Genomic DNA, 16,319 nt, shown 5'->3' on the forward strand with positions numbered 1-16,319 from the left:
AATATTTTCAATGATTAAATATTATTTATATCTTTTGTCTAGCGTCTTGCATCTCATGTCTTCATATCTCTATCTATTCCTTGGCACTTGCCGAAGTACTTGTTGTATTTTTTACTTTATTAAGCCAAGGTCTTTCACCTTTATAATAAAACCATCCCCAAAGTAAAATAATAGGGAGAGCATAAATAAATAGACTAACTAATGAGTCTCGAAAAATTTTACGAGCAAGACTTTTTTCTAAGGTCATTTTGAGTGATTTTAGGAAATGGCTGATTAATTTAATAAATGTTCTACCAATAGAATACCTCCTGTTAGGATAGTCACTGGAATTAAGAATACAAGGATACTAATAAGCACTTTTTTCCCAATAGTGCTAAAATCTTGAAGAGTCATCATCTGAGTATAAGTTAGGTTCAACTGCATCAGCCTATTTTAGGCTGATGTAGCAATATGAAAAGAAGTAAGACAACGAAAAGGCTAGTTTTTGCTTTTAAATGAATTGTTTGATTCTACAAAAGCACTTTTATTATCATTTGTATCATTCAAGCCTACAAAGCCTAATTCTTTGACGTAAGCTTGTCCTTCATGTTTTGTCCAGTTCACAAAACGCTTCAATTCTTCATTTTCAGCATTTTTATGCGTGATAAAATAGACGTTTTCTGTAGGAATAGCTTTGCTGGTAGGGTTTTTTTCAAGGAAAGAAATAAGCAAATCTAAGTTGCCATAAATTTGTTCTTCTTTATCTAATTTTCCATTGTTGTTTAAATCAATCGGGAAGATAGTAAAGTCTTTTAAAGGCTGTCTTGTTTGTAAATCATACAAGTAACCTAGGTTATTATACGTAATGCCTAGTGGGTCACGTTTAATAGCTTCTAATAGATTTTTGTCATCACCCGTAATTCCTTTTCCTACAATGTTTTCAGCATCGTCTCCTAAATAACTAGCGAAAGAAATTGAAGAGCAAACTTTGCTAGCACGCGTATATACTTGATATTTCGGAGCGTCTTTGTCTTGTTCAAGTGCATCTTCAGGGTCTTCTAAGAAGTATTTTTTCAATTCTTCTTTCTTAACACCTTTCTTTGCTAAGTTCTGAGCTAAAGGAGTCTTTTCATTACCAACGGGTAATAAGGCAAATCTGCTTACGGGAGTAATTTCTTTGTCATCACCAAAGGCAGTTGGTTCAGCATGATATGCGATGATCTGAATGGTAACAGATTCACCAACATTTTTTGCTAATTGTACATCCGCTTTAGGATATATCTTTTTATACTCAGTAATCCATTTTTCGATAAGGGGATAGGTAAAGCGTGTTCCGCCTAAACTTACTTTATTATCTTGGGCTTGGCTCGCAAGCGTACCTAATAAAAGGAAAAGTCCTGTTAGTTTTGCTTTCATTTTTTTTGATCTGTTTACGTTACATGTAAATAATTGTAAGGAATAAGCATACGAATACTAATTGCTCTGAACACAAAGCATATAAAATATCATATATCTTATTTAAGAAAATAATTTGAGGTTTCGGCTATCAACAACAGCAACAGCAAGAAAAGGAAGCAAGAGATTGAACCACCTTGAGTGTGAAGTCGTGACCATTATTTTTTGAGCATTCCATGTGATTAACGCTTAATTAAAAGTTACGGTAAATTAGGCAATCATGCATTGTTGGTGGCTAACAAGATAATTGCGATGAAATTATAAGTCTATAATTTCGATAGACAAAGATGGTTTAATGTTTTTAAAAAACCAAATATTTTTGGAAAAATATTCGGTCTAAAAATATTAATTTACTGATAATCAATACAATGGAAAAACAATATTCAAAAAGTACAAATATTGTTTCCAATATTACAATGATTATTAGTTTTTATCTTTTACACATCTAAATCCTAAGTTATTACTAGCACTGCTCGTTTCTCCTTTTCCTCTACTTCCTGCTATATAGCGTATGCAATACTGATCACTGCATAGGAATGAGCCACCTCTTTGCACGTGCTTTACTACGTTGGGTTCTTCAGGGTCATAGCTTGAACTTGGCCCTTTAGGATTTACTTTCGGGCTATTCTTGTAATAATCTGGTCTGTACAAATCACTACACCATTCCCAAACGTTTCCATCCATGTCATATAATCCATAAGGATTCTTTGGGAAAGACTTTACGGGTGCTACATCATTATAACCATCTTCCAACGTATTTCCACTCGGAAAATTCCCTTGAAAAATATTAGCAATCCATTTATTATTAGGCTTTAGTACATTTCCCCAATAATATTTACTAGCTGTTTTTCCCCCTCTTGCAGCAAATTCCCATTCAGCTTCAGTAGGCAATCGCTTACCTGCCCATTTGGCATAAGCTAGCGCATCTTCATAACAAACCTGTACAACTGGTTCATTTTCATGTCCTTTTATAGTACTCGAAGGACCTTTAGGATGTTGCCAGTTAGCACCAGCCACATAATCCCACCATTGAAGGTGATTATCCAATCCTACATTTTCAGTAGGAGGAGTAAAGACGGCTGAGCCTGCTACCAATTTATCAATCGGTACTCCTGGATAATCTGCTGGGTCTAAAGGACGTTCCGCTACTGTTTTATAGCCAGTAGCTTTTATAAATTTTGCAAATTCAGCATTGGTTACCTCATGCTCGTCCATCAAAAAACTTTTTATAGTTACCCCATGTTTAGGTTGCGCATCTGGATATTCATCAGTACCCATCGTAAATGTCCCTCCTGCAATTTCTACCATATTTTGGTAGCTTAATGCCTTGCCTGCCGTAACATTGGTTTTATCAGAAGCAAACTTATTTTTAACAAAAGTTGGACTTTTTACTTTGCAAACGACAATTTTATCTCCAGCAGCAGGTTTTTGTTGAACAGTTTGGGCATTGCCTTGGAGCATTAACCAAGCAAAACCACTCACTCCTAAAGCGGTATAAATTATTTTTCTCATATTGAATAGTAGCTTTTTAGCATTGAGTATTAAGCTTTGAGATTACTTTACAAAAGTACTTTTAAATTTCACACTCAAAACTTACCGCTTGATTTATTATTTGTTTTTTCTAACTGGTAAAAGCGGAGCACTTGGTTTAATAGTATCATAATCCACTACGCCATTTGCGGCAGCCCATTTGAAATAGTCATTAGAAAGCGCATCTACTATCAATGGATTTTTGGCTGCTACATTCTGCGTTTCGCCTCTGTCTTTATCTAAATCAAACAATTGCCATTGATAAGAAGGATAGATAGAAACTAATTTCCATTTGCCTTTTCTTACGGCTCTGTTGCCTGCTCTTTCCCAGAAAATACCTTCTTCACGTTGTATTTCCTTGTTGTCAAAAAGCAGCCCTGTCAAGCTTTTACCCGGTAATTGATTGGTTTTTACCCCATTAAATGTTTCAGGATATTTAGCTTCTGCCAATTCGTAAAAAGTAGGTGCTAAGTCAATTAAGTGTGCTGTGCCTTTGCTGATAGTACCCGATTTTATTTTCTTTGGAAACCATGCGATAAATGGAGAACTGATACCTCCTTCGAAAGCAAAAGATTTAAATGCACGAAAAGGTGAATTTGACAAGAATGACCAGTTTTTACCTTGCGATTCAAATGAGCCAGAAGTCCCTACAGGACCAGCATTTTTGCCTACTTTATTGCCCAAATGTGCTACATCTTCCGCAGGAGCACCATTATCAGAAATAAAAACAATTAAAGTGTTTTCATCTTGTTTAAGTGCCTTCAGACTTGCGATTAACTTCCCGATGCCTTGGTCAACTCTATCCAACATGGCAGCGTACACTTCCATTTTGGCTTTCCAAAGTTCTTTTTCATCATACGTTAAATTATCCCATTCAGGAATTTCTACATCTTTTTCTGCAATGGTTTGTTTTTCATCTAGAATCCCTAATGATTTTAATTTAGCTAAACGTTTTTTTCTGAGAGCATCCCAACCCAAATCGTATTTGCCTTTATACTTAGCAATGTCTTCTGGCAAAGCTTGTAATGGCCAATGTGGTGCCGTATAAGCTAAGTACAAAAAGAATGGCTTTTCTTGATTAGCTGGCTCGCTAATGAATTTTATAGCATGATTCGTTACTTCATCCGTGAAATAATATGAGTTTGGTTTTGGATGAATCTGTTGATTATTTTCAATCAAGCTTACAGGGTATGGACGCCCAAGTGGAATATCTTCTGCATCAAAATAATTGGCGCCACCCCCTAAAATACCATAAAACTGATCAAAGCCTCTTTGGGTAGGCCATACTGATTTGTCTTTACCAACGTGCCATTTGCCAGAAAGATAAGTATTATAGCCCGCTGTTTTAAGTACCTCTCCGAAAGTCAATGATTCTTTGTTTAAAAAACCTTGGTAAGGAGGCGAGCCTAAATCTATATCAAAATAGCCAACTCCAGCTTTATGAGGGTATTGTCCTGTAATTAATGACGCACGGGTAGGCGCACAAATAGAATTATTGTAAAATTCTTTAAGTCTGATACCTTCAAAAGCCAGTTTATCGATATTAGGCGTATTGATTTCTGAACCATACGCACCAAGGTCAGAATAACCCATATCGTCTACCATTACTAAAATGATATTTGGCTTTTTGTTTTGGGCAAAAGTATATTGAGTAGATAGGCCTAAGGCAAATAAAATCCCTATCCAAGTAAATGCTTTATTTTTCATAAGAATGGTTATGCTAATTAATCGTCTTTAAAATTTGTAAGTGAGCGAGAATATTTAAAACCCTTAATAAATGCCTATAAAAAGATTTTTCCTCATGTAGGCCTTACTTTTCTTGTCTTGACACAAGAAAAGTAACCGCGCGGCGGACCGCAAAAGAAAGTCAAGAAATTCCAATCGCATCGGCGAACCGACTCGCTCCGCTCAAACAGTGGAATTTCGGAAACTGTTAACGCCTAAGATATTTTAATATTTGTAGTAAAATACTCAATGCTAAAAGCTCATTACTCAAAGCTCACAGCTTCTTAAAACCTCGTTCCATTTCCGATTTGAACCGCAGGCTTTATTTTATCATAATTTTCTACATTATTTTTCTTTGTCCATGCTTCATAGTCGGCAATTAATGCTTTTACTATATCAGGATTCTTTGTTGCCAAATCGGTTGTTTCACCACGGTCAACATCTACATCGAACAATTCCCAATTTGTTTGTGGGTAAGTAGAAACCAATTTCCATTTTCCTTTTCTTACGGCTCTGTTACCACCACGTTCCCAGAAGATGGGTTGTTCACGATTTACTTCTGTACCTTCAAATAATAACTTTTTCAAGCTGACACCTGCTAAAGCATTGGTTTTTACACCATTATAATTTTCTGGATATTTTGCACCTGCTACATCATAAAAAGTAGGAGCTAAGTCGATTAAATGTCCTGTACCACGAGCGATACCCCCAGCTTTGATTTTTTTAGGAAACCAAGCTATGAATGGAGAACTGATACCGCCTTCATGGAAATTGTTTTTGTAAGAACGAAATGGTGTATTAGATAATGAAGCCCAACTTTGGTCTTGGTATTCATAAGAACCTGACGACCCAATAGGACCAGAATTTCTAGAACGTTTTCTCCCTAAAGGAGAAAAACCACCCTGAGCACCATTGTCGGAAATAAAAATGATTAATGTATTTTCATCCTTTTTAAGCTCTTTTAATTTGGCTAATACTCTTCCTACATTTTGATCAACACGGTCGAGCATGGCGGCATATACTTCCATTTTCTTTTGCCATAATTGTTGCTCATCATACGTAAAGGCATCCCAACTAGGCACTTCTTCATCACGTGTAGCAATGGTTTGCTTCGGGTCTACCAATCCTAACTGTACTTGTTTAGCATGACGAATGACTTTTAGAGAATCCCACCCTAATTTATATTTGCCACGGTATTTGGCAATGTCTTCTGGTAAAGCTTGTAAAGGCCAATGCGGAGCGTTAAAAGCTAAATACAAGAAAAATGGTTTAGAGGTCTTGTTTTGTTCTTCAATAAATGACAGCGCTTTATCTGTAATTGTATTGGTCAGATATTCTCCATCTTTTAATGTGATTCTTTTATTGTTTTCTACCAATTCCACTGGCGCATCTTTTGCGTCGGCATAAAAATTACTAGCGCCACCGATGAAGCCATAGAATTTATCAAACCCTCTCTGGTTAGGCCAATACAAACTATCGTTGCCTACGTGCCATTTACCAGAAAGAAAAGTGTTGTATCCTGCTGTTTTAAGTACTTCTCCAAAAGTCAAAGATTCCTTATTTAAGAAGCCTTGGTAAGCAGGCAAGCCCAAATTGACATTAAAATAGCCTAGGCCTGACTTATGTGGATATTGACCCGTAATTAATGAAGCACGCGTAGGAGCACAAATAGAATTATTATAAAATTCCTTCAAGCGTAAACCTTCAAAGGCTAATTTGTCGATATTGGGTGTGCTGATTTCTGAGCCATAAGCTCCGATATCTGAATAACCCATATCATCTACCATAATTAAAATGATATTCGGAGGGGTGTTACTTTTCTTATTTTGACTAAACGAGGCAAAACTTAGCGAGAAAAGACTTAGTAAGAGTATTTGTTTAATTTTCATGAATATTAATATTCTATTTTTTCTATAGGACTAAATCCTATCATTTTAACAGTATTTTTTTAATCACTAAATTTTATAGATGACATGGAGAATCGACACATCATTTATGAATAAGATGAATAAGTCAGCTATTTAAAAGAGTTGTAGTATTTTGCTTAATTGCAACAACAGCAAGAAGTGAATAAATTGGAGTACGCCACTTTTTGAGGGAAAGATTTTTCCCTTCTTTGATTAATCTTTACTCGTTTTAAGGTCATTTCAAATAATTTAAATTTGGTTATGGTTATATTTATTGGTGGCTAATAAATATAAGTCTATCATTTCGATAGGCAAAGTTGATTTATTGATTTCAAATATCCAAATGATTTACTAAAATAATTAATCAATAGTATGTTCTTTGAAAGAAGAGCATCATTTTAAAAGGTGGTTTATTAAGATCATTTACTAGATGTTTTCTTGAAAACTTGAAAGACAAATTTTTGTTCTGAAAATGGTGTTTTTTGCCAAATTAAATAAAATCGCAAACAGATGTCGATAAACTTTAGCTTTTTGTCGAATAAAGAGATGGTTTTTGCGTTTTTATTTACTATTTTTAGATTGTACTGTTTCATCCATTTTTTAGAACAGGGTTAAATAGTCTATTTCATCACGATTTTTACCTCATTTAATTTTAACTTCAATCAACAAACCCCAATATGAATAGAAGGGATTTTATCCAATTATCTGGTATGGGCTTAGGAGCCATGATGGGCTCGTCCGTTCCTGTTTTGGGAAATATGGTTACAGCAGAGCGTTTGCTAGAACCTGCTGCAGATGTAGCCTTTAAAAAAAGAATGGCAGACATCGCTTTGAATGCTACCAAATCTCGTGGTGCTACTTATACCGACGTTCGAATCGGTAGATATTTACAACAATTCTTGTTTACCCGTGAAAACAAAGTTCAGAACATTGTGAATGCTGAATCGTATGGCGTGGGTATTCGTGTAATTGCTAACGGAACTTGGGGCTTTTCTGCTACCAGTGATGTTACACCCGAAGGTATTGCCAAATGTGCAGAAACAGCGGTAGCCATTGCTAAAGCGAATGCTAAAATCCAAAAAGAGCCTGTAATTCTTGCTCCACAAAAAGGTGTTGGTGAGGTTTCATGGAAAACACCTATCCAGAAAAATGCATTTGAAGTACCTGTTCAAGAAAAAATAGATTTGTTGATGAAAGTAAACAGCGAAGCCCTGAAAAATGGTGCAGGATTTGTTACTTCCAATCTGTTTTTAGTAAACGAGCAAAAATATTTTGCATCTTCAGATGGCTCTTATATTGACCAAGATGTACACCGTATCTGGCCGACTTTTACCGTAACTGCGGTTGATAAAGCAGCTGGTAAATTCAAAACACGTGATGCCATTAGTTCACCGATGGGTATGGGTTATGAATATTTAGACGGCTTAGCAAGCGAAAAAATTGCTGCACCAAACGGCTTAATAGGGTATCGTAATTCTTACGACATGGTAGAAGATGCTATCATGGCAGCTAAGCAAGCTAAAGAAAAAATGACGGCTAAATCGGTCATGGCTGGCAAGTATGATTTAGTACTTGACCCTAACCACTTAGGCTTGACTATTCACGAGTCGGTAGGTCACCCAACTGAGCTTGACCGTGTATTGGGCTACGAAGCCAATTATGCAGGAACTAGCTTTGCAACATTAGATAAATGGAAAACGAAGGCTTTCAACTATGGTAGCAAACAAGTAAATATTGTAGCTGACAAGACACAGCCATATACATTAGGTACAGTAGGATATGATGACGAAGGCGTACCTTGTAAAGAATGGGATTTGATTAAGGATGGAATTTTGGTAAACTACCAAGCTATACGTGACCAAGTAAATATTCTAGGAGAAAATGCATCGCACGGCTGTTGTTATGCCGACAACTGGAACTCGGTACAATTCCAAAGAATGCCAAATGTGTCTTTACGTCCTGGTAAAGAAAAGTTGAGTGTTTTTGACATGATTAAGGGCGTTGAAAAAGGTATTTATATCATTGGTCGTGGTTCATATTCTATCGACCAGCAACGTTATAACTTCCAATTTGGGGGTCAGTTATTCTATGAAATCAAAAACGGAGAGATTGTAGGAATGTTGGATGATGTAGCTTATCAATCAAATACACAGGAATTCTGGAATTCTTGCGCACAGATTTGTGATAAAGACGATTATCGTACATTCGGTTCGTTCTTTGACGGGAAAGGGCAACCTTCGCAAGTAAGTGCTGTTTCGCATGGAAGTGCCACGACTCGTTTCAACGGTGTAAATGTGATTAACACAGGACGTAAAATATAGTTTAGTTCAGCTATGAGCCATGAGCTATCAGCTACGAGATTTTAAAACTCAAAGCTCATTGCTCGAAGCTTACAGCTTTCAACTTAATCTCGAAAAAAAATGTCAATTATATTAACAAAAGAAGAAGCTAAAAAGATAATAGACAAAGTTTTAGCATTTTCAAAAGCTGATGAAATGAGTGTGGCACTAAGTGGAAGTCGCACAGGAAATATTCGTTATGCTCGAAATTCTGTTTCTACAAGTGGGGAGTCACTAGACCTCTCTTTGGCAGTAACAGCAGTATTTGGCAAACGCGCTGGTACAGCAACCATCAATGAATTTGATGATAAATCATTAGAAAAAACTGTTAGAAGAGCAGAGGAAATAGCCAAATTGGCACCAGAAAACCCTGAATATGTACCGATGCTCGGTCCACAGAAATACATAGAATCTGGTACGTTTTCACAAAGTACAGCAAGTATTGATCCTGATTACCGTGCAAAAGCTGCTTTTGAAAGCATTGATCCATGCTCTAAAAAGAATTTGACAGCCGCAGGATATTTAGAAGATTCTTCGGGCTTCAATGCGATTGGCAATAGCAAAGGACTTTTTGGTTATAACAAATCTACTTCCATCGACTTTTCAATTACTGTTCGTACAGCAGATGGTTTAGGTTCTGGCTATGCTATTCGTGATTTCAACGATGCTACAAAGTTGAATACAAAGTCAGCTACTGAAGTGGCGATGCAAAAAGCATTGGCTTCAAGTTCAGCAAAGGCATTAGAACCGGGGAAATATACCGTAATCCTTGAACCTGCGGCATCGATTGATTTATTGCAAAATATGATGCGAAGTCTGGATGCCAGAAGTGCAGATGAAGGAAGAAGTTTCTTGAGTAAAAAAGGCGGGGGTATACGTCTAGGAGAAAAATTGTTTGACGAAAGAGTAAGTATTTTTTCAGACCCAGCCAATATTGAAATTCCTAAAGCAGGATTCTCGGGTGATGGTCGTCCACAAGAAAAAATCTATTGGATAGAAAATGGCGTGGTTAAAAACCTAACATATTCAAGATTTTGGGCAGAGAAAAAAGGTGTAAAAGCTACCCCACCACCATCAGGTTTTATTATGGCTGGCGGTTCGGAATCATTAGCAGACTTGATTAAAGGTACTGAAAAAGGTATTTTGGTCACTCGTTTCTGGTACATCCGTGCGGTTGACCCTCAAACATTATTGTATACAGGACTTACACGTGACGGTACTTTTTACATAGAGAAAGGAAAAATTAAGTATCCAATCAAAAATTTCCGTTTCAACGAAAGCCCAGTAATTATGCTTAATAATTTAGAAGCAATGGGTGCTCCGATGCGCGTAGGAGGTAGTTTGGTTCCTCCATTAAAAATAAGAGACTTTACCTTCAGTAGTTTATCTGATGCTGTATAGTTAATAGAAGGTGGATGGTCTGAATTGTCAGCCATTCACCTTCTTTATTTAACCATTCATCAAAATCATACTTTTCAAAGTATTTATATCTTCATCAAAAACAATATATTTAGGTATTTGGAAAAACCTATCGAACAGGTTTGAGGGATTATTTATTGATATTTTGGTAATAGCCAAAAGCATTAATAAGTATAAATTCTTATTTGTTTCCTAAGCACTTTTCCTCTATCTATTCAACTAAAAAAACTAAAAGCTTTGAAAAGAAGAGATTTTATTCAAATGTCAGGCTTGGGTATGGGAGCATTGATGCTTCCCAATATTCCAATCGTCGGAAGGCCTGTTTCCGCTGAGGCTCTTATGGATGGCTACGTAGATGTGGCAGTCAAAAAAAGGTTAGCTGATGCTGCACTCAATGCCGCCAAAGCTAAAGGAGCAACTTACACAGATGTAAGAATTGGACGTTACCTGAATCAGTATGTTGTAACGCGTGAAGACAAAGTTCAGAACATTGTCAACACAGAATCTTATGGCGTAGGCGTGAGAGTAATTGCCAATGGATGTTGGGGTTTTGCAGCCGTAGTGGATGCCAAATCAGAAGCTGATACTGCAAGAGCCGCTGAAGAAGCCGTTGCTATTGCTAAGGCGAATGCTAAATTGATGACTCAGCCTGTACAATTGGCCCCTCAGAATGGCTATGGCGAAGTAAGCTGGAAGGCTCCTATTCAAAAAAATGCCTTTGAAGTACCTATCAAAGAAAAGGTAGATTTATTACTAGGAGTGAATGATGCCGCCATGAAAAATGGGGCTAATTATGTAAACTCTGTACTTTTCTTAGTAAATGAGCAAAAGTATTTTGCTTCTTCAGATGGTTCGTATATCGACCAAGATGTTCATAGAATCTGGCCAATCTTCAATGTGACGGCTATCGACCCTAAGTCTGGGAAATTTGAGACGCGTAGAACATTAAGTGCTCCGATGGGAATGGGTTATGAATACCTACAAACCAATCCTAGCGATAAAATTACAGGCATCACTACTCGCTACAACAAGGGTTATGATATGTTGGAAGATGTTATCGCTGCTTCAAAACAAGCTAAAGAAAAACTTACTGCAAAGTCTGTTGAAGCAGGTAAATACGATTTAGTATTAGACCCCTCACACTTATGGTTAACCATTCACGAGTCTGTGGGTCACCCATTAGAGCTTGACCGTGTATTGGGATATGAAGCCAATTTTGCAGGTACTTCGTTTGCTACGCTTGACAAATGGCAGAGTAAAAACTTCAATTATGGTAGTAAACAAGTAAATCTATTTGCGGATAAAACACAGGTAGGTTCGCTAGGTGCTGTAGGTTGGGATGACGAAGGGGTAAAAACCAAACAATGGGATTTAGTAAAAGAAGGCACTTTGGTAAATTATCAAGCCATTCGTGACCAAGCACATATTATTGGCGAAAAAGAATCTCATGGTTGTTGCTATGCAGATAGTTGGTCATCAGTACAATTTCAACGTATGGCAAATGTTTCGCTTGCTCCAGGCAAAGAAGCGTTGTCAGTAGATGAAATGATTAAGGATGTTAAGAAAGGAATTTATATTGTTGGTGATGGCTCGTTCTCGATTGATCAACAACGCTATAACTTCCAATTTGGTGGACAATTGTATTATGAGATTAAAGATGGAAAAATTGTAGGAATGCTAAAAGATGTAGCCTATCAATCTAATACACAAGAGTTCTGGAATTCTTGCGTAAAGGTTTGTGATGATCGTGATTATCGTTTGGGTGGTTCGTTCTTTGATGGTAAAGGTCAGCCTTCGCAATCAAGTGCAGTTTCTCATGGTAGTTCAACGGCTCGTTTTAATGGTGTGAATGTAATTAATACAGCACGTAAAATATAGCTTTAAGCTATCAGCTTTCGGTCTTCAGCCTTCGGATTTAATAATTCTTTTAAAAACCGACATCTGAAATCCGATACCCGAAAGCCAACCAGCTTATCAAACTCTTTAATCTCGAAATCAACATGTCAATAATATTAACTGAAAGTGAAGCTAAAGCCTTATTAACAAAGGTTTTAAGCTATTCAAAAGCAGATGAATGCGAGGTCAATCTGCTAGGAGAAACCCGTGGGAATCTTCGCTATGCTAGAAATGAAGTATCAACCAGTGGCGCTTTAACTAACCAAAACCTTACTGTTCAGTCGGCTTATGGAAAAAAGGTAGGCGTAGCAACCATTGATGAATTTGATGATGCTTCATTAGAAAAAGTAGTACGTCGTGCAGAAGAATTAGCAAAGCTTGCTCCTGAAAATCCTGAATACGTAGGTTTATTAGGACCACAAACTTATATTAAATCTACGGGATATTTTGATTCAACAGGTAGCGTTACGCCTGATACACGTGCAGAAGCCGTTGCAAAAAGTCTGAAACTATCTAGAGAACAAAAACTAGTTGCTGCAGGCTTTTTAGAAGACCAAAAAGGCTATACTGCCATGATGAATTCAAAAGGACTTTTTGCTTATTACAAAAGTACCAATGTGAATTTTTCATTGACGGTTCGTACAGAAGACGGTACGGGTTCTGGCTATGTAGCCAAGGGGTATAGTGATGTGAATAAATTAGATACTGCCGCTGCTACTAAAGTTGCTATACAAAAATCAATAGGGTCAAAAGGGGCTAAGGCATTAGAACCTGGGAAATATACTGTTATTTTAGAACCTACGGCAGCTGTAGTATTATTGGAAAACATTTACTACGATATGGATGCCCGTAGTGCTGACGAAGGTCGTTCATTTTTTAGTAAACCCGGTGGCAAAACAAAACTAGGTGAGAAGATTGTAGATGAAAGAGTAACGTTTTTCTCTGACCCAACCCATCCAGAGTTACCTGCTTCTCCTTGGGCTGGGGATGGTCAACCACAAGAAAAATTAATGTGGATTGAAAAAGGAGTAGTTAAAAACCTTTCTTATTCAAGGTATTGGGCAAAAGAGAAAGGTGTAAAACCTGTTCCTTTTCCTAATAACATGATTATGCCAGGAGGAACGGCTACTTTAGAAGAGATGATTAAAAGTACACAAAGAGGTATTTTGGTTACTAAACTTTGGTATATACGTTCAGTGGATCCACAAACGTTATTACAAACGGGGCTTACACGTGACGGTACTTTTTATATTGAAGATGGAAAAATCAAGTATCCTATCAAAAATTTTAGATTCAACGAAAGTCCGATTATCATGCTGAATAACCTTGAGATGTTAGGCAAAACTGAGCGTGTAGTCAGCACAGAATCGAATCAAAATTACATGGTACCGCCAATGAAAATCAGAGAGTTTACTTTCTCATCACTTTCGGATGCGGTATAAAATAAAAGCTGTAAGTATTGAGCTCTGAGCTGTAAGATTTTAGTTTTGCATTTTTCAGTTTTATTGCTTCATGATACAAGAAGAATAAATCTATGAAACTTTGTAAAAGCTCAAAGCTTATAGCTCATAGCTTAATGCATATCAAATATGAAACCATTTATTTTTACAAGAATTCAATATGCTTCTGGAGATTGGGATACAGACCAACGAATGCCTTCAAATATCCTTAATTCTTTGGTAGAATATACAACCATACCCATTGATGATAAAGAGAAAGTAGTCCTATTGAGCAGTAACGAGCTCTTTAAAAGTCCTTTTTGCTATTTGAGTGGGCATAAATTAGTAGAATTCTCTAGTAAAGAACGAGACAATTTTCGCAAATATGTAGAAAACGGCGGTTTTGTATTTGTGGATGATTGTAACCATGATATTGATGGACTTTTCGCCAAATCGTTTGAACAAGAAATGGGAAGAACATTTGGAGAAAAAGCCTTACAGAAAATTCCGAATACTCATCCAATTTACAATTGCTTCTTTCACTTTGACGGTCCTCCAACAACAAGTTTTGAACTTAATGGTTGGGGCGACGACCTTGTACATGATTACCTAAAAGCCATCACTATTAATGGACGAATTGGGGTTTTGTATAGCAACAAAGATTATGGATGTGAATGGGATTATGACTTCCGAAATAAACGGTGGCTCGCAGAAGACAATACAAAATTTGGAGTAAATATCATTCAATACGCACTAACAGTTTAGACATTGGAAAATAAAGACCTTACTTATTATAAAACATTGGTGGCTAAATTGCCATTACTAAAAAAAGAAATTGCTAAAGTAATTGTTGGACAAGAAGAAGCGATTGATGAAATCCTAATTTCGCTTTTAGCAGGGGGACATTGCTTACTCGAAGGTGTTCCTGGTCTTGCAAAAACGCTGATGGTAAAAACCATTTCAGAGGCTTTGGAGATGTCATTCAAAAGAGTACAATTTACACCTGATTTAATGCCAGGTGACATTGTAGGAACAGAGATTTTGGAGGAAGACCATGAGACAGGCAAGAAATTCTTCAAATTCAATAAAGGTCCTATTTTTGCAAACATTGTTTTGGCGGATGAGATTAATCGTACACCCCCCAAAACACAGGCTGCTTTGCTAGAAGCCATGCAAGAATACAAGGTAACGTATGCAGGAACCAACTATGATTTGCCCAAGCCTTTTTTAATTATCGCTACGCAAAACCCCATCGAGCAGGCGGGTACTTATCCGCTTCCTGAGGCACAATTAGACCGCTTTTTGTTATATATCAAACTGGGGTATCCTTCTGAAACAGAGGAATTACAAGTGTTAAAAAGTACAACAGGCATAGGTAAGCAAACTTTGCAAACCATCATGACTGATCAAGATATTATTACTTTACAACAACTAACACGTCAGGTACATATTAGTGAAGAATTGATTGTAAAAATTAATCAACTCGTAAGGTCAACGCGTCCCGCTAATTCAGATTCAGCTTTTGTAAAACAATGGTGTGAATGGGGAGCAGGGCCAAGGGCAGGACAAGCCCTAGTATTATGTGCTAAAGCTAGGGCCGTATTGCACGAACGTTTTTCAGTTTTACCTGAAGATATCAACACCCTTGCATTCCCGATTCTAAGACATCGTGTTTCCCTTAATTTCAGAGCCGATGCCGAAGGAATTACTACGGACGATGTAATTGCTGAATTATTGAAAAATTTGAAATAATTATGGCATTATTATCCACCGAATTAATAAAACTCAACAACCTGCAACTGGCTGGTAAATTGGTCAGTGAAGAGCTGATGTTGGGGATTCATCATAGTAAACGCTTTGGTTACGGAATAGAATTTGAACAATATAAGCATTATCAAGCTGGCGACGACCCTAAGCGAATCGATTGGAAATTGTATGCAAGAACCCAAAAGCATTTAGTCAGAGAATCTTCAACCGAAAGTAATTATCACCTTAGGTTTATCATCGATTTATCAGGGTCGATGAATTATACTGAGAATGGCGTAAGTAGGTTGCAATATGCTAAAATCTTGTTGGCTTCATTGGCATATCTGGGTTATCGTCAAGGAGATATGATGAGTTTGTATGCCTTGCAAAATGGAGAAGTACAAACATTGGTCAGTTCAGGAAAAGAGTCTTTTCAAAGAATTTTGTATGCTTTAGAAAAAGCCGAAGCAAGTGGAGATTGGCTAAATGAAAATCCTAAATTTCCAATCTTTCAACAAAAGCAAAAAGAGGTCGTCATTTTTGTTTCCGACTTTTTACAAATCAATGAAGAATGGTTGAATTTGATTAAGAATCTAGCCAATCCACATCGAGAAGTAATGGTTTTTCAGGTATTGGGCAAACAAGAAATAGATTTTGATTTAAAAGGCTTTTTTCGCTTTAAAGACTTAGAAACAGGGAAGGAAGTAGAGTTGCAAGCTGAAGGTATCAAAGCTGAAGTATTGAAAAATGCGGAAAGCTATCTAAAAAAACTGACATTGGCTTTACAAATTCCTTTTGTGTATCTACTCAGAACCAGTCTTGAAGAGCCTATTGCTAATGTAATCAGTGAATCTTTGAAAAGAAGGTAAGGGTGATTTTGGTTA

Annotated in this window: 13 protein-coding genes; 7 read left to right on the forward strand and 6 right to left on the reverse strand. The window is 36.9% G+C overall.

Annotated elements, in window-relative coordinates; translation table 11 throughout:
• Positions 1-73 precede the first annotated feature (73 nt).
• The 6 genes from AC1RNE_RS21230 to AC1RNE_RS21255 form a co-directional block, all read right to left on the reverse strand.
• On the reverse strand, positions 74-247 hold the full coding sequence (locus AC1RNE_RS21230) for a hypothetical protein (RefSeq protein ID WP_492803958.1): 174 nt from the start codon (positions 245-247) through the stop codon (positions 74-76).
• A 26-nt stretch (positions 248-273) separates the two neighbouring features.
• A complete protein-coding gene (locus tag AC1RNE_RS21235; RefSeq protein ID WP_492803960.1) occupies positions 274-423 on the reverse strand; it encodes a hypothetical protein in 150 nt (49 codons plus the stop codon).
• A 54-nt stretch (positions 424-477) separates the two neighbouring features.
• Entirely contained in the window at positions 478-1,395 is a 918-nt protein-coding gene (locus tag AC1RNE_RS21240) for a hypothetical protein (protein ID WP_492803962.1), read from the reverse strand.
• A gap of 462 nt (positions 1,396-1,857) precedes the next feature.
• The gene (locus tag AC1RNE_RS21245) at positions 1,858-2,946 is read right to left on the reverse strand and encodes a formylglycine-generating enzyme family protein (protein WP_492803964.1); all 1,089 of its coding nucleotides are present in this window, start codon (positions 2,944-2,946) and stop codon (positions 1,858-1,860) included.
• Between the two features lie 96 nt (positions 2,947-3,042).
• Complete coding sequence (locus tag AC1RNE_RS21250; protein ID WP_492803966.1) at positions 3,043-4,671, reverse strand: arylsulfatase; 1,629 nt, start codon at positions 4,669-4,671, stop codon at positions 3,043-3,045.
• Between the two features lie 302 nt (positions 4,672-4,973).
• Positions 4,974-6,578 carry an arylsulfatase gene (locus AC1RNE_RS21255; protein WP_492803968.1) on the reverse strand — a complete coding sequence of 535 codons (1,605 nt, stop codon included), beginning with the start codon at positions 6,576-6,578 and terminating at the stop codon, positions 4,974-4,976.
• 695 nt (positions 6,579-7,273) lie between these two features.
• On the opposite strand from AC1RNE_RS21255, the gene AC1RNE_RS21260 reads away from it, so the two are divergent.
• The 7 genes from AC1RNE_RS21260 to AC1RNE_RS21290 all read left to right on the forward strand — a co-directional run bounded on the left by AC1RNE_RS21260 (position 7,274) and on the right by AC1RNE_RS21290 (position 16,304).
• A complete protein-coding gene (locus AC1RNE_RS21260) occupies positions 7,274-8,917 on the forward strand; it encodes a TldD/PmbA family protein (RefSeq protein WP_492803969.1) in 1,644 nt (547 codons plus the stop codon).
• Positions 8,918-9,016: 99 nt separating this feature from the next.
• Positions 9,017-10,336: a TldD/PmbA family protein gene (locus tag AC1RNE_RS21265; RefSeq protein ID WP_492803971.1), complete on the forward strand. Its 1,320-nt coding sequence runs from the start codon at positions 9,017-9,019 to the stop codon at positions 10,334-10,336.
• Positions 10,337-10,591: 255 nt separating this feature from the next.
• Entirely contained in the window at positions 10,592-12,232 is a 1,641-nt protein-coding gene (locus tag AC1RNE_RS21270) for a TldD/PmbA family protein (protein ID WP_323250582.1), read from the forward strand.
• Positions 12,233-12,354: 122 nt separating this feature from the next.
• Positions 12,355-13,692: a TldD/PmbA family protein gene (locus AC1RNE_RS21275; protein ID WP_492803973.1), complete on the forward strand. Its 1,338-nt coding sequence runs from the start codon at positions 12,355-12,357 to the stop codon at positions 13,690-13,692.
• 147 nt (positions 13,693-13,839) lie between these two features.
• Complete coding sequence (locus AC1RNE_RS21280) at positions 13,840-14,454, forward strand: DUF4159 domain-containing protein (RefSeq protein ID WP_492803974.1); 615 nt, start codon at positions 13,840-13,842, stop codon at positions 14,452-14,454.
• Between the two features lie 3 nt (positions 14,455-14,457).
• On the forward strand, positions 14,458-15,441 hold the full coding sequence (locus AC1RNE_RS21285) for an AAA family ATPase (protein ID WP_492803976.1): 984 nt from the start codon (positions 14,458-14,460) through the stop codon (positions 15,439-15,441).
• A gap of 2 nt (positions 15,442-15,443) precedes the next feature.
• On the forward strand, positions 15,444-16,304 hold the full coding sequence (locus tag AC1RNE_RS21290) for a DUF58 domain-containing protein (protein ID WP_492803978.1): 861 nt from the start codon (positions 15,444-15,446) through the stop codon (positions 16,302-16,304).
• Positions 16,305-16,319: the final 15 nt, after the last annotated feature.

This window comes from Arcicella sp. GW822-FHT02H01 (genome assembly GCF_058802005.1).

What these genes read in the sequence shown, in the direction of transcription:
- AC1RNE_RS21255 (WP_492803968.1), bottom strand. Translation starts at nt 6,578, where the DNA reads ATGAAAATTAAACAAATACTCTTACTAAGTCTTTTCTCGCTAAGTTTT.
- AC1RNE_RS21290 (WP_492803978.1), top strand. Translation starts at nt 15,444, where the DNA reads ATGGCATTATTATCCACCGAATTAATAAAACTCAACAACCTGCAACTG.
- AC1RNE_RS21230 (WP_492803958.1), bottom strand. Translation starts at nt 247, where the DNA reads ATGACCTTAGAAAAAAGTCTTGCTCGTAAAATTTTTCGAGACTCATTA.
- AC1RNE_RS21245 (WP_492803964.1), bottom strand. Translation starts at nt 2,946, where the DNA reads ATGAGAAAAATAATTTATACCGCTTTAGGAGTGAGTGGTTTTGCTTGG.
- AC1RNE_RS21280 (WP_492803974.1), top strand. Translation starts at nt 13,840, where the DNA reads ATGAAACCATTTATTTTTACAAGAATTCAATATGCTTCTGGAGATTGG.
- AC1RNE_RS21260 (WP_492803969.1), top strand. Translation starts at nt 7,274, where the DNA reads ATGAATAGAAGGGATTTTATCCAATTATCTGGTATGGGCTTAGGAGCC.
- AC1RNE_RS21265 (WP_492803971.1), top strand. Translation starts at nt 9,017, where the DNA reads ATGTCAATTATATTAACAAAAGAAGAAGCTAAAAAGATAATAGACAAA.
- AC1RNE_RS21235 (WP_492803960.1), bottom strand. Translation starts at nt 423, where the DNA reads ATGCAGTTGAACCTAACTTATACTCAGATGATGACTCTTCAAGATTTT.
- AC1RNE_RS21250 (WP_492803966.1), bottom strand. Translation starts at nt 4,671, where the DNA reads ATGAAAAATAAAGCATTTACTTGGATAGGGATTTTATTTGCCTTAGGC.
- AC1RNE_RS21240 (WP_492803962.1), bottom strand. Translation starts at nt 1,395, where the DNA reads ATGAAAGCAAAACTAACAGGACTTTTCCTTTTATTAGGTACGCTTGCG.
- AC1RNE_RS21275 (WP_492803973.1), top strand. Translation starts at nt 12,355, where the DNA reads ATGTCAATAATATTAACTGAAAGTGAAGCTAAAGCCTTATTAACAAAG.